Source organism: Micromonospora deserti, from assembly GCF_003236335.1.
GTDB lineage: Bacteria > Actinomycetota > Actinomycetes > Mycobacteriales > Micromonosporaceae > Micromonospora > Micromonospora deserti.
This window is the reverse complement of record NZ_POUB01000177.1, coordinates 1-12738: the sequence shown is the minus strand read 5'-3', so window position 1 is coordinate 12738 and position 12738 is coordinate 1. Positions and strand designations below refer to the sequence as shown.

17 protein-coding genes are annotated in these 12738 nt (G+C 72.5%); 9 read left to right on the top strand and 8 right to left on the bottom strand.

The window, feature by feature from the left end:
• Both C1I99_RS21830 and C1I99_RS21825 read left to right on the top strand, forming a co-directional pair.
• Positions 1-783, top strand: a 783-nt coding sequence (locus C1I99_RS21830) for a hypothetical protein (protein WP_111136083.1), incomplete at its 5' end; no start/stop codon positions are given.
• 93 nt (positions 784-876) lie between these two features.
• Positions 877-1410: a GNAT family N-acetyltransferase gene (locus C1I99_RS21825; protein ID WP_111136082.1), complete on the top strand. Its 534-nt coding sequence runs from the start codon at positions 877-879 to the stop codon at positions 1408-1410.
• A 65-nt stretch (positions 1411-1475) separates the two neighbouring features.
• On the opposite strand, the gene C1I99_RS21820 is transcribed toward C1I99_RS21825, so the two are convergent.
• The 3 genes from C1I99_RS21820 to C1I99_RS21810 are packed head-to-tail and all read right to left on the bottom strand — an operon-like array spanning position 1476 to position 2234.
• Positions 1476-1727, bottom strand: a complete 252-nt coding sequence (locus C1I99_RS21820; RefSeq protein ID WP_111136081.1) for a hypothetical protein — start codon at positions 1725-1727, stop codon at positions 1476-1478.
• Positions 1724-1984 carry a DivIVA domain-containing protein gene (locus tag C1I99_RS21815; RefSeq protein ID WP_111136080.1) on the bottom strand — a complete coding sequence of 87 codons (261 nt, stop codon included), beginning with the start codon at positions 1982-1984 and terminating at the stop codon, positions 1724-1726. The genes C1I99_RS21820 and C1I99_RS21815 overlap by 4 nt, the downstream gene beginning before the upstream one ends.
• A gap of 25 nt (positions 1985-2009) precedes the next feature.
• Positions 2010-2234: a hypothetical protein gene (locus tag C1I99_RS21810; protein WP_233512635.1), complete on the bottom strand. Its 225-nt coding sequence runs from the start codon at positions 2232-2234 to the stop codon at positions 2010-2012.
• Positions 2235-2457: 223 nt separating this feature from the next.
• On the opposite strand from C1I99_RS21810, the gene C1I99_RS21805 reads away from it, so the two are divergent.
• Positions 2458-3486 carry a DUF5919 domain-containing protein gene (locus C1I99_RS21805; RefSeq protein WP_111136079.1) on the top strand — a complete coding sequence of 343 codons (1029 nt, stop codon included), beginning with the start codon at positions 2458-2460 and terminating at the stop codon, positions 3484-3486.
• A complete protein-coding gene (locus tag C1I99_RS21800) occupies positions 3483-4286 on the top strand; it encodes an inositol monophosphatase family protein (RefSeq protein WP_111136078.1) in 804 nt (267 codons plus the stop codon). Before C1I99_RS21805 ends, C1I99_RS21800 begins: the two co-directional genes overlap by 4 nt.
• Before the next feature lie 485 nt (positions 4287-4771).
• Here the strand turns inward: C1I99_RS21800 and C1I99_RS21790 are convergent, their stop codons facing one another.
• Positions 4772-6184 (bottom strand): NADP-dependent succinic semialdehyde dehydrogenase, encoded by a 1413-nt coding sequence (locus C1I99_RS21790; protein WP_111136077.1) that lies wholly within the window; start codon positions 6182-6184, stop codon positions 4772-4774.
• A gap of 12 nt (positions 6185-6196) precedes the next feature.
• On the bottom strand, positions 6197-6460 hold the full coding sequence (locus C1I99_RS21785; RefSeq protein WP_111136076.1) for a DUF6343 family protein: 264 nt from the start codon (positions 6458-6460) through the stop codon (positions 6197-6199).
• A 208-nt stretch (positions 6461-6668) separates the two neighbouring features.
• Here C1I99_RS21785 and C1I99_RS21780 point away from each other — a divergent pair, with 208 nt between their 5' ends.
• Together C1I99_RS21780 and C1I99_RS21775 are read left to right on the top strand one after the other, a co-directional pair.
• Positions 6669-7289: an antibiotic biosynthesis monooxygenase gene (locus C1I99_RS21780; RefSeq protein ID WP_111136075.1), complete on the top strand. Its 621-nt coding sequence runs from the start codon at positions 6669-6671 to the stop codon at positions 7287-7289.
• Between the two features lie 102 nt (positions 7290-7391).
• Positions 7392-8243 carry a GDSL-type esterase/lipase family protein gene (locus C1I99_RS21775; RefSeq protein WP_111136074.1) on the top strand — a complete coding sequence of 284 codons (852 nt, stop codon included), beginning with the start codon at positions 7392-7394 and terminating at the stop codon, positions 8241-8243.
• A 123-nt stretch (positions 8244-8366) separates the two neighbouring features.
• Here C1I99_RS21775 and C1I99_RS21770 read toward each other — a convergent pair whose 3' ends face one another.
• The 3 genes from C1I99_RS21770 to C1I99_RS21765 all read right to left on the bottom strand — a co-directional run bounded on the left by C1I99_RS21770 (position 8367) and on the right by C1I99_RS21765 (position 10240).
• Positions 8367-9125, bottom strand: a complete 759-nt coding sequence (locus C1I99_RS21770) for an EcsC family protein (protein ID WP_111136073.1) — start codon at positions 9123-9125, stop codon at positions 8367-8369.
• A gap of 35 nt (positions 9126-9160) precedes the next feature.
• Positions 9161-9304 (bottom strand): hypothetical protein, encoded by a 144-nt coding sequence (locus tag C1I99_RS33415; RefSeq protein WP_199562334.1) that lies wholly within the window; start codon positions 9302-9304, stop codon positions 9161-9163.
• Between the two features lie 102 nt (positions 9305-9406).
• The gene (locus C1I99_RS21765; protein WP_111136072.1) at positions 9407-10240 is read right to left on the bottom strand and encodes a peptidase M23; all 834 of its coding nucleotides are present in this window, start codon (positions 10238-10240) and stop codon (positions 9407-9409) included.
• 416 nt (positions 10241-10656) lie between these two features.
• On the opposite strand from C1I99_RS21765, the gene C1I99_RS21760 reads away from it, so the two are divergent.
• The 3 genes from C1I99_RS21760 to C1I99_RS21750 form a co-directional block, all read left to right on the top strand.
• The gene (locus C1I99_RS21760) at positions 10657-11577 is read left to right on the top strand and encodes a proteasome assembly chaperone family protein (protein WP_111136071.1); all 921 of its coding nucleotides are present in this window, start codon (positions 10657-10659) and stop codon (positions 11575-11577) included.
• Positions 11578-11669: 92 nt separating this feature from the next.
• Positions 11670-12467 carry an exodeoxyribonuclease III gene (locus C1I99_RS21755; RefSeq protein ID WP_111136070.1) on the top strand — a complete coding sequence of 266 codons (798 nt, stop codon included), beginning with the start codon at positions 11670-11672 and terminating at the stop codon, positions 12465-12467.
• 28 nt (positions 12468-12495) lie between these two features.
• Positions 12496-12738 (top strand): antibiotic biosynthesis monooxygenase family protein (locus C1I99_RS21750; protein WP_111136069.1); only part of this gene is annotated, 243 nt, incomplete at its 3' end.

Here is a 12738-nt window from a genome sequence, read left to right as displayed (position 1 = left end):
CGCCCGGCCGCCGCCGACCCCCGCACCCTCGCCGCCGCCGAGGCCCGCCTCTGGGAACTGCTGCCGGCCGACGTGGCGGGCGTCGACCTCTCCCCCGTGGCCCCGCTGGGCCTCTGCTCCGCGGTCGCGCCCGTCAGCCAGAACCGGATCGTGACGACCTTCCGCGCCACCGAGGTGGTCAGCGACCCCACCAACGCCCTAGCCGTGGAGGCGGCGGCGCGCCGCCGGGAGCGGCCGGCCGACGGGGAGGTGCACCTCGCCGCCTGCCACCGGGTGCTGCGGGCGCAGGACTTCGGCCCGGGCGCGGCCGCCCACTTCCGGCTCTTCGCGCTGGTGTCCAGCGCCCGTGACCGCGGCTCGGGGCGCACCGAGGAGCGTCTGCTCATCCGGCACCTGGCGTACTGGCAGCGGGTGCTGCACGCGCTGGTGCCGGGAGCGACGCCGCGCCTGCGTCTGACCGTCCTGGACACCCCGGTCGTGGCCGAGCGGATCGAGGACGGCGTCCGGCCGGCGCTCGCCGCGTCGTCCGTGCCGATCGTGGCGGAACCGGAGCGGCGGCGCGGCCGGGGTTACTACGTCGAGGCCGCGCTGCGAATCACCGCCGGCGACGGCGCTGGCGAGGTCGAACTCGGCGACGGCGGGTTCACCGACTGGACCGCCCGGCTCACCAGTGACCGCAAGGAGCGGTGCCTGGTCTCCTGCCTGGCCACCGAACGGCTCAGCGCGCTGGCCGCGCCCGACGGGGCGGAGGACCACAGCACCGACGCCGCCGGGGGAATCTGACGCGGCGGTCGGAGCCCGGTGTCGCCCACGGGGGCGGCGGCCGGCGGCGGACGGAGCTGATATCGACGTCCATCGTTGTAGCAGCATGTCTCCATGACCGACCAGCAGACCCTGGCGCTGCGCCCCGGCGGCCCGGCGGACGCGCCCACCATCCTGCGGCTGCTCGACGACGCGACCGCCTGGCTGGTGGCCCGGGGCCGCACCGGCCAATGGGGCACCGAACCGGCCTCCGCCGATCCCCGGCGCGTCGCCCAGGCAGACACCTGGGCCGCTGGCGGCGGGTTGTGGCTGGCGGTACTCGGCGACCGGCCGGTCGGCGCGCTGGTGGTCGGCGCGGCGAACGACTTCGTGCCGGCGCCCACCGAGCCCGAGCTGTACGTGAACCTGCTGGTCACCGACCGGGCGCACGCCGGGCTGGGGATCGGCGGCCGACTGCTGGCGCACGCCGCGGAGCTGGCCCGGGACCGTGGCGTGCGGCTGCTCCGGGTGGACTGCTACGCCGGCGGCGACGGCGGGCTGGTCCGCTGGTACACCCGGCAGGGCTTCACCCCGACCGACCCGTTCACCGTCGAACGCCCGGGACGGGACCCCTGGCCCGGCCAGGTCCTCGCCCGCCGGCTGGACTGACCGGCCGAAGCAGACCATCAGGTCGTCGAGCACGGGTCGGAAGTCCCCGGAAGCCACCGCTACGCCTACTCGTCCCCGGCTGCGCAGGGGCCGGCGTGGTCGTTGCGGCGTCGGCAGCGGCCGGCGCCGTCGAGCTTGGCGTCGCACCAGATGCGGGTACGCAGGAACTGGTGGTCCTCTTCGCTGAGGGTGGTCTCGCCGAAGTCGATGGCGGTGACGTGGCCCAGCGAGTCGCGTAGCGCTGCCGCGAGGGTGATCGCCCCGTCCAGGCTGGTGAGGGTGGTCGGGAGGTGGATGATCCAGCGGGGTGCGGTCATCGCGGCCGGCTGTTCGGTGAGCCTGGGGCCTCGTGGCGGCAGTCGGCGTGGCGGGACTGCCACTGCCGCAGGGCCTGGCGGATGCGTTCGGTCTCGGTGGTGGCGGTGGTGAGTTCGCGGTGCAGGCGGTCGAGTTCGTCGGCGACGCGGTTGAGATGGTCGTGGACCTGGGTGGGGTCGAGGCCGCGCCAGCGGGTGTCGAAGACGGCGGCGCGGACGTGGTGCGGGTGCAGGCGATCCCCGGTGACGTAGATCATCGCTGCGGCGCTTCCTGCTCGGCGATCAGCGCGCGGATCTGCGGGTCGGTGAGGCCGCGCTGGTCGAGGACCCGGCGGCCCCAGCGGTGCAGCCGGCACGGTGCGGCGCGCGGTCGTTGCGGCAGCGCGGGCCGTCGGGCCACTGCTCCGCCGCGTGCACGGTGAGCGCCCTGACCGCGAAACCGACGTCCTCGGCGGTGACGTACGGCGGCATCGGTAGTTCACCGAGGACCTCATCAATCGACAACATGACCCTCCCCTTGCGCTACGTGATGTGGCGCCGAGGCGGGCGGTGACGGACCACGCGTCCGCACCGGCCGGAGCCCAGCACCCGCCCCGGGCCATGTCATCCACCCTCGGCGAGCAGCGTCGGCGACAGAATGACTACGCACTGCACCTGGCCCGTAACTACACCGCACATGCTGCCGATAGAATGCACGTTCACCTGTTTCGACGTGATCTGAGGCGGCACGATGACGACCGTGCAGCGATGGACCGGCCGGGAAACCAAGGCGCTCCGTCTCGCCCTCCGGTTAAGCATCCGCGACTTCGCGACGCATCTCGGCGTGGCGGAACGGACTGTCTCGAAGTGGGAGGCTGGCGGGGCTCGCGTTACTCCGCGGCCAGAAATGCAGGCGGCCCTTGACACCGCACTCGGAAAGGCTGCACCTGAGGCACGTAGCCGCTTCTCGTCGTCCTTGCAGATGCCTCCACAGGGGCCACGCGATATGCCGACGGAGCGGCGCGACCTTGCGGCGATTGCGCGCGAGCAGGTAGCGCAGACGAGGCAGACGCTCGGGCTGAGCGTCGAGGATTTCGCCTCGGTGCTGGGTGAGACCCTGGCGTGGCAGCCAACCGCTGGCGAGATCATCTCCTGGGAGACGAGCAGTGTGCCGCCCGGCGACATCATTCTCGCGCTGCCGATATTGACCGGTCGGCCGCGACCCGGCGGCGTCGACGGGGATCAGCTCGGGGATCTCGTCGCGGTGTACCGGAGTCGGTCGCAGTTCTCTACTCACATGCCACCGGATCAGCTCATGGACGGCGCAAACACGGTGCGGGCAGTCGGACTCTCGCTCAACCTACTGACGCAGGGCTTCGCCGACCGTCGCTGGCACGACCTCATCGAAGGTGGGGCGCAGGTCCGCTGCCTCTTCCTCGACCCGGCCGGATCAGCTATTCAGGTACGCGAGGCGGAGGAGGGGTTTCCCGCCGGACAGCTCTCCGGGCTCACCAAGCTGAACATCGAAACGCTCATGCGCGTACGCGACCGCCTGCCAGATGATCTGCGTAACCGCATGGAGCTGGCAGTCTACGACGACACGCTGCGCTTCAACGTGGTGCTGGTCGACGATGTGTGTATCGCCCAGCCGTACCTGACCGAGAGCCGCAGAGTCGACTCCCCCGCCTTCGTCATCCGACGGCGGCAGCATCGAACCTGCCTATACCCGGTCTTCGACCAGTTCTTTGAGACGCAGTGGGGACGAGGTCGGAAGCTGTGAGCGACTACGGCGAACTGCTGCCCGTTGCGACCGAGGCAGTCGCGCGGGCAGCGGAAATGATGCGGCATCGGTCCCCTGGTGCGTTGACGGTAAAGGGCGACCGCGACTTCGCCTCACAGCTCGACTACGAAATCGAGCGGGAGATCCGGGCGCTTCTCGACGAAGCCACACCCGAGATCGGCTTCCTCGGCGAAGAAGACGGGGCCAGCGGTGGGGGGAAGATGCAGTGGGTGCTCGACCCGATCGACGGGACGGCGAACTTCGTACGCGGCATTCCGCTCTGCGCCGTATCACTGGGACTGCTGCACGGCAATCAGGCCGTTCTCGGCGTCATCGAGCTGCCCTTTCTCGGCAACCGCTACGCCGCTGCCGAATGCGCCGGTGCGACGGTTGACGGGAAGCCGATCAGGGTAAGCGTGACCAGCAAGCTGAACGACGCGATCGTGGCGATCGGCGACTACGCCACAGGCGCCGATGCGCCGACCAGGAACCGTCGTCGTCTTGCCCTGACGGCGAGCCTCGCCCAGACCGTGCAACGCGTACGCATGACGGGGACAGCCGCACTCGATCTGGCGTGGCTGGCGGAAGGCAGGATCGACGCAGCCGTGACACTCTCGAACCATCCCTGGGATATGACGGCCGGCGTAGCAATCGCGCGCGAGGCAGGAGGTCTCGTCGTGGGCTCAACCGGAGAGCCCCACAACAAGACGTCAGCCATTACAGTTGCTAGCTCGCCTCAGATTGCTGAGCACTTACTCCATCTTGTACGCCTATCCGAACAGGACCGGCGCTCCTCGTAGATCAGTGTTGAGCCCAACTCGATCTTGGCTCTGGGATCGCACCTGTGGCGTCTTTCCTCACGAGATATCTCAGCGGGGCACCCGTGCTGACACCCCTCCGTGGCCCAGCATCGCCAACGCGGTTAGGCGTGTGCGATCTCCAGCATCTGGAGTTCCCTCGTACCCATCCAGGACGTAGTCGCCGGACGAGAGCCGCCCTCTTGGCTCAGCCGCCCCCGCGCAGTTTCGGCAGCACCTCCGCCCCGAACGCGTCGATGAAGGCCCGCTGCTCCTGCCCGACGTGGCGGCGCCGAAGCCGGCCCGCTGGGCGTGGAGCACCGCGTCCAGCAGGTCGCGGGGGTGGATCTGCTCGTGGGACGCGTGGAAGCCGAACACCGTCATGGGACCTTCCCTACCCAGGTCGGTGTCCGGCCAAAGCTCGCCCGACCGCGTCGCCCAGGGTGCGACGACGGCGGCGGCGTCCGCTGCCAGGGCGGCCGGGTTGGCTATTCGGCGTGGGCCCCGGCGCCGGCCGACGCCGCGCCCTCACCCACCCAGACGGTCTTGACGTTGCAGAACTCCCGCATGCCCAGGGCCGACAGCTCCCGGCCGTAGCCGGAGTTCCGCACCCCGCCGAACGGCAGTTCCGGGAAGGACGTGGTCATGCCGTTGATGAACACGTTGCCGGCGTCCAGGTCGGTGGCGAAGCGCTCCTGCTCCCGCGGGTCCCGGGTCCAGGCGTTGGAGCCGAGCCCGAACGTGGTGCCGTTGGCCACCTCGATCGCCTCGTCGTACGACGACACCCGGAACAGCCCGGCCACCGGCCCGAAGACCTCCTCGCTCCACATCCGCATCTCCGGCCGCAGATCGGTCACCACGGTCGGCGGATACCACCAGCCGTCCCGGGCGGGCGGCTCACCGCCGCAGAGCACCGTGGCGCCCTGGTCGACCGCGTCCCGCACCTGGGCGTGGACCTCGTCGCGGCCCCGCTCGGTGGCCAGCGGGCCGACATCGGTGGTGTCGTCCATCGGGTCGCCGACCCGCAGCGCGGACATGTTGGCGGCGAACCGCTCGGCGAAGGCGTCGAAGACGTCGGTGTGCACGATGAAGCGCTTGGCGGCGATGCAGGACTGGCCGTTGTTCTGGCAGCGGGCGGTGGTGGCGACCTCGGCGGCCCGGTCCAGGTCGGCCGAGGGCATCACCACGAACGGGTCGCTGCCGCCCAGTTCCAGCACGGTCTTCTTCAGCTCCCGGCCGGCGATCTGGGCGATGGAGCGGCCGGCGCCCTCGCTGCCGGTCAGCGTCGCGGCCCGGACGCGTGGGTCGCTGAGGACCGGGTCGACCGCGTCGGAACCGGCCAGCAGGGTGGTGAACGCCCCCTCGGGGAAGCCGGCCCGGCGGAACAGGTCCTCCAGCAGCAGCGCGGTCTGCGGCACGTTCGAGGCGTGCTTGAGCAGGCCGGTGTTGCCCGCCATCAGCGCCGGCGCGGCGAATCGCATCACCTGCCACAGCGGGAAGTTCCACGGCATCACGGCGAGCACCGGCCCGATCGGCTGGTAGCGGATGAACGCCCGGGTGGCCTTGACCGCCCCGGCGTCGGCCGGCTCGTCGGCGAGGAACTCCGCCGCCTTCGTGGCGTAGAAACGGCAGGCGGTGGCGCATTTGGTCACCTCAGCCTTCGCCGCGGCGTACGTCTTGCCCATCTCGCTGGTCATCAGCCGGGCGGTCTCGTCCCGCTCCGCCTCCAGCAGGTCGGCCGCGGCGGTCAGCCACCGTCCCCGCTGGTCGATGGTGGTGTCGCGCAGCCGCTGGTACGCCAGGTCGGCCCGCTCGATCGCGGCGTCGAGCTGCTCCGCCGACATCGCCTCGAAGCTCTTCAGCACCTGGCCGGTGGTGGGGTTGGTGGTGGCGATGGGCATCTCGTTCTCCTGTCACTCGAAGAGTGAGTGCCGTGCGCCCGGCTCCTCCCGGCGGCGGGCGGCCCGGCGGCGCTGGATGATGACCAGGTCGACCACGGCCACCACGGCGAAGACCACGCAGAGGACGCCCAGCCACACCAGGTCGGCGGCGAATGCCAGCACCGCGAAGATGACCATGGTGACCAGCCCGAAGCCGGCGAGCACCAGTCGGAGGTTGAGCGCGCTGTACGCGTGGCCGACCGTGCCACGGGCGCGCCGGGGCTGCGATCTCGTCATTGCACCGACCTACCCCCGATCGGCGGGCTTAACCGCCGCACCGGACGGCATCCGCCTCCCGGCGCCCGCGGTGCCGTCGGCCCGGTCCGCCGGCGCGGCCCGACCCGGCCCGCACGACGCCGGTGGGCCCGCCACCCCGGCCGTGCGTTGTGTCACCAGCCCGGCCGGACAGCGGCCTGATCCCGGCCTCGGCGGGGAGGATGGAGTCATGAGCATGACCCGCGCGGTGCCGGTGACCGTCGCCATCGCCCGGCGCGCCGATCCGGCCCGGGCCAGCGAGATGGTGGCGTGGATGCGCGCCGGCACCGCGCTGGCCGAGGCGTTCCCCGGCTTCCTCGGCGCCGGTTGGGTGCAGAGCGGGCCGGGATCGCCGGAGTGGCACATGCTCTACCGCTTCGCCGACCAGGAAACGCTGCGCCGCTGGGAGGAGTCGCCGCAACGGCACTGGTGGCTGAGGTCGGCGCAGGGCATCGTCGAGCACACCCGGATCGAGCGGCGCACCGGGATCGAGGGCTGGTTCGACCCGCCGCGGGAGGGCACGGTGGAGACGCCGCCGGTCGCCGCCGAACCGGCGGGGCCGCCGGTCACCCCACCGCGCTGGAAGCAGGCGGTGGCGATCTGGCTGGCGTTCTTCCCGCTCAGCCTCACCGCGACGCTGCTGACCAGCCGGCTCATCCCGGGCCTGCCGCTGGCCGTGCGGGTGCTGGTCATGACGCTCACCCTGACCCCGCTCATGACGTACCTGGTGCTGCCCCGGATCACCCGGGCACTGCAGTGGTGGCTGCACGGCCAGCGGGCACCCTGGCGACTACCACGGCGAGCCCGGTAGGGAAAGATTTCTGCTGCATAGCCGACAGCCGCCGACACCTTCGACCCGCCGCACGCGTACAGTTACCGCGCTGTCGCTCTCCGCTGCGGGACTGGGGAAGCCATGCCTCGACGCTGGGTCACCGCCGTTGCCTTCCTGCTCGCACTGGTCGCGCTCGCCTGTGAGGGCGGCGGCGAGGCCCGCCCCCGCCCGACCCGCGACACGCCGCCACCCGGCGCCCCCGGGGGCATCGCGGCGCTCGGCGACTCGATCAGCACCGGCTTCGGTTCCTGCCTCGTGCTCACCTCGTGCCAGCGCAACTCCTGGTCGACCGGGAACGGGCTGCGGGTCGACAGCCACTACCGGCGGCTACTCGACCGCGACCCGTCGCTGCGCGGCCGGGCCCACAACCACGCCCGCCCGGGCGCCCGGGCCGCGTCGCTGGCCGGCCAGGCCGAGCGGGCGGTACGCGACCGCGCCGACTACGTCACCGTGCTGATCGGCGCCAACGACGTCTGCCGGGGCGGCGTCGAGGTGATGACGCCGGTGGCGCAGTTCCGCGCCGAGGTGGATCGGGGCCTGCGGGTGCTGCGCACCGGGCGGCCGAAGGCCCGGGTGCTGGTGGTGAGCATCCCGGACCTGTACCGGCTCTGGGAGGTGGGGCACACCGACGAGCGGGCGGTCCGGGTCTGGCGGCGCGGCGTCTGCCCGGCACTGCTGGCGAACCCCACCTCGACGGACCCGCTGGACCGGGCCCGCCGGGCCACCGTCCGGGAGCGGGTCGCCGACTACAACGCGGAACTCGTCGCGGCCTGCCGGACGTACGGTGCCCGGTGCCGGCACGACGGCGGCGCGCTGCACCGGGTGCGTTTCGACCTCGACCTGGTCAACCCGCTGGACTGGTTCCACCCGAACGCGGCCGGCCAGGACCGCATCGCCGAGGTCACCTGGCGCAGCTCCGGCCTCGCCGGCTGACCGGCGCGGGGCGGTCCGGTGCGCGCCGTGCGGCGCGCGCGGTTCCAGTGCACGCCGCCCGGCGCGCGCCGTCCGATGCGCTCCCCCGGCGCGGACTGCCCGGTGCTGGCGGTGGCGCGCCGGTCAGGGGCGGCGGGGTTCCGGGACGGTGCCGCCGCCGTACTGGCGGTACAGGGCCCGGGAGCGTTCGGCGAGGTCCTTGGTGGCGGAGGAGTTGGCCCAGGTGCCCAGGATGATCGCGGCGCCCGGCACCACCTTGGCGAAGATCCGCTTCGCCGCGCGCACCCCGGCCATCTGGGCCAGCCGTACGCCCAGGCGCAGCATCACCTTGCCGAGCGCGGGCTGACCGCCGCTGCCGAACAGCGCACCGGCACGCTCCCGGCCGGCGGCCACCCCGAGCGCGAGCCGGGCCGTCTCGGCCACCTTGTGCACCTTCTGCAGCACCAGCAGGTCGGTAGCCCGGTCGGTGTGGACCGGATCGACGCCGTACGCGGCGGCGATGTGCAGCACCATCCGGGCCTGGGTCCAGGCCAGCACGCCCACGTCGAGCACCGCGCCGGGAAGCCCCGCGGCGCCGGAGACCGCCCCGGAGAGCCGGGCTCGGTTGACGAACTTGCGTGCCGCCTGCTCAGCCAGCACCTCGGCGGACACCCCGGGCTGCTCGGCCCGGGCCCGCACGGCCCAGTGCGCCGCCTCCGGCCCCAGCCGGCGCACCGCCTCCAGGGCGAGGTGCTCCGGGGCGTACTGCGGGTCCTCCCGCATCCGGTCCCAGAGCTTCGCCGGGGGCGCCTCGGGAGCGTCCGCGGGCGCCGCTGGCACCACGGCCGGCGGCTGCGGGGTCGGGGCGACGGGCTGGCCGTCGGTGGGCGCGGAATCGGTCACAGGTTCTCCCGGGGGTCGGAGAGGTCGGACGAGGGTCAGCGGCGGTGGGACAGCTTGGCCGCCAGACCCTTCAGCTTCTGCTGGGTGCCGGGCTTGGCCAGCTCACGGCGACCCCGTTCGATGAGCTGCTGCCCCTTCGGCGATCGCAGGAAGGTGCTGAGTCGCTGCATCAAAGACATGTCGTCCTCCTGTCGTGCTGCCTGATACATGTGTACCTCGGGACGACAACGTCCGTACCCTGGACGCCGGATCGGCAACCGTCCACAGTGGCCGTCGGGAGACTACTGCCCGGCCTCCTCGACCGCGTTGACGACCCTGGTGGCCCGCCACTCGTGCTTGGCGTAGTGCTCGGGGTAGGCCGAGATCTGCACGGCCTGGGCGGCGTCGGTCAGTCGCATCTGCTGCCAGCCGGGCACCCGCGTGAGGGCGGCGAGGAACTGCCGGGTGGCGAACTCCGGGTCCATCAGCTGGCCGACCTCACCCCAGCCACTGCTGGGACGCTGCTGGAACAGGCCGACCGAGTCGTGGTCCCAGCCGATGGCCTGATGCGGGTAATCCTGCGACTCGGGCAGCACGCCGCTGGCGTAGTTGTAGAGGTTGCTCTCCTGCATCGCGGTGGCCACCGCGATCACCAGGGCGCGCCGGGGCATGCCCATCTTTCGCCCGGTCCGCACGATCACCTCGGCGTTGTCCATCTGGGCGTGGTCCAGCCCGGCGACCGGGGCCGGGTCGACCGGCTTGCGCTTCGTGGCCCGCTCCGGAATGGGGGTGGTGTCCGGGTCGGCGGCGGTGCTCGGGGTCGCGGACGCCGGGGCACGGTCGAGGCCGCGGGAGGCACGTTCCGGCTCGACCCGCTGCGCGGCGACCTGCTCGGTCGAGCCGGCCGCGTCGGCGGTCCCGCCCCTGGTGTGGGCGAGGGCGGTCAGGCCGAGACAGCAGACCACGCCGACGGCGAGCGCGATCCGGGCCCGGGCCCGGGCCGGATTCCGGAGCAGGTCCCGGACCGGTGAGGCGAGGCGACGACCGGCCGACCGGCAGGACGAGGGGGTATCGTCCGAACGGTCAGCCGGGTCGCCAGGGGTGGGCTGGTCGTCGAGGGTGCGGTCGTCACGCATCAGCCGAGGCTAGGCAGGCCCAAACCCCGATCACCCTGGGTGATCACGTGGCCCTGCTCACGAAACCGCCGGTCGGCACCGGACGATCCGCGGCGCGCGGGCGGCCCGGGGGACGGACCTCGCGGACCCGCCAACCCTCGGCATCACCTCGTGGCGGGCGGCGACGGCGGAAAGCGGGATGAACCGCCGACCATCACGCCATGACCCCCGGATCGGCTGTTCGACCGATACGGGCATCGGGCGTACGGCCATCACTCCGCCGCACCCCAACCCGAGATGTGGTGATACCACCCGAACCTGATCATCCGCCGGCCACCGGCCCGGGACGCGGCGGAATGCATCAGGATGGCGGGTACGTTCCCCTCATGCCGTCGGCGGACGGCAACCCGCACGCACGACCTGGGAGGTCCGCACCGGTGCTCGACCCACACGAGCTCTACGAACTCACCGACGACCTGCCCGACCTCGGTCAGCCGGTCCTGATCCAGGCCCTCACCGGCTTCGTCGACGCCGGCAGCGCCACCCGACTGGCCCGCGAGCAGTTGCTCACCTCCCTGGAGGCCCACCCGGTCGCCCATTTCGACGTGGACCAGCTCTTCGACTACCGCTCCCGCCGGCCCGTGATGACCTTCGTCGAGGACCACTGGGAGTCGTACGACACGCCGGCACTGGAGCTGCACCTGCTCCACGACGACGACGAGACCCCCTTCCTGCTGCTCACCGGCCCCGAGCCGGACCTGCAATGGGAGCGCTTCGTCGCGGCGGTCGGCGGGCTCGCCGCCCGGCTGGACGTCCGGCTCACCGTGGGGCTCAACTCGATCCCGATGGCGGTCCCGCACACCCGCCCCACCGGGGTCACCGCGCACGCCACCCGGCGCGACCTGATCGCCGGCTACGAGCCGTGGCTGCAGCGGGTGCAGGTGCCGGGCAGTGTCGGGCACCTGCTGGAGTTCCGCCTCGGCGAGCAGGGCCGGGACGCGCTCGGCTTCGCCGCGCACGTGCCGCACTACGTCGCGCAGACCGAGTATCCGGCCGCCGCCGAGGTGCTGCTCGCCTCCGTGTCCCGCAGCACCGGGCTGTTGCTGCCCCGGGACGGGCTGCGCGCGGCGGCCGAGGTGGTCCGGGTGGAGATCGACCGGCAGGTCGCCCAGACCGAGGACGCGGCCGCGCTGGTCCAGGCGCTGGAGGAGCAGTACGACGCGTTCGCCCGCGGCCGCGGCGAGAAGAACCTACTCGCCGCCGAGACCGGGCCGCTGCCGACCGCCGATGAGCTCGGCGCCGAGCTGGAACGGTTCCTGGCCGAGCAAACCCGCCCGGGTGACGCCCCCGGCAGCTGACCGGCTCGCCAGCGGGGAGCGGACCCGAGCCCGGTGCGACACCCCGGGGAGCCGGGCCGGCACCGCGGGCGCGGATGGGGCAGGCTGGGACCATGCGCCTGGCCACCTGGAACGTGAACTCGGTGAAGTCCCGCCTGCCCCGGCTGCTCGACTGGCTCGCCACCACCGGGCCGGACGTCGTCTGCCTGCAGGAGACCAAGTGCCCGGACGGCGCCTTTCCGGTGGCCGAGGTGGGCGGGCTGGGCTATACCGTGGCGAGCCACAGCGACGGCCGGTGGAACGGGGTGGCCATCCTGTCCCGGGTCGGCCTGGCCGACGTAACGGTGGGGTTCCCCGGCGAGCCCGGCTTCCCCGAGCCGGAGGCGCGGGCCATCTCGGCCACCTGCGACGGCCTGCGGGTCTGGTCGGTGTACGTGCCGAACGGCCGGGCCCCGGGCGACCCGCACTACGCGTACAAGCTGGCCTGGTTCGCGGCGCTGCGGGACGCGCTGGAGGTGGAGCTGGCCGGCGGGCTGCCGCTGGCGGTGTGCGGGGACTTCAACGTCGCCCCGACCGACGCCGATGTCTGGGACCCGGCGCTGTTCACCCACTCCACCCACGTCACCCCGGCCGAGCGGGCAGCCCTCGCCGCGCTGCGCGACCTCGGGCTCTCCGACGTGGTGCCGACCCCGATGAAGGGACCGCACCCGTTCACCTACTGGGACTACCGGGCCGGGATGTTCCACCAGAACAAGGGCATGCGGATCGACCTGGTGTACGCCTCCGCGCCGTTCGCCCGGACGGTCCGCTCCGCGTACGTGGACCGGGAGGCGCGCAAGGGCAAGGGCCCGTCCGACCACGCCCCGATCGTGGTCGACGCGGATCTGGTCCCGGTCGTGGAGTCGTTCTGAGCCGGGCCGCTTCGCATACGGTGGAGCCATGGCAGTCGTGAAGATCAACGCGATCGAGGTCCCGCCCGGCGCGGGCGCGGAGCTGGAGAAGCGGTTCGCCGCCCGGGCCGGCACGGTGGAGAACTCCCCCGGCTTCCTCGGCTTCGAGCTGCTCCGCCCGGTGGCCGGGGAGAACCGCTACTTCGTCTACACCCGGTGGGAGACCGAGGAGGCGTACCAGGCCTGGGCAGCCGGCCCCTCCCGCGCCGCCCACGCCGGCACCGGCGAGCAG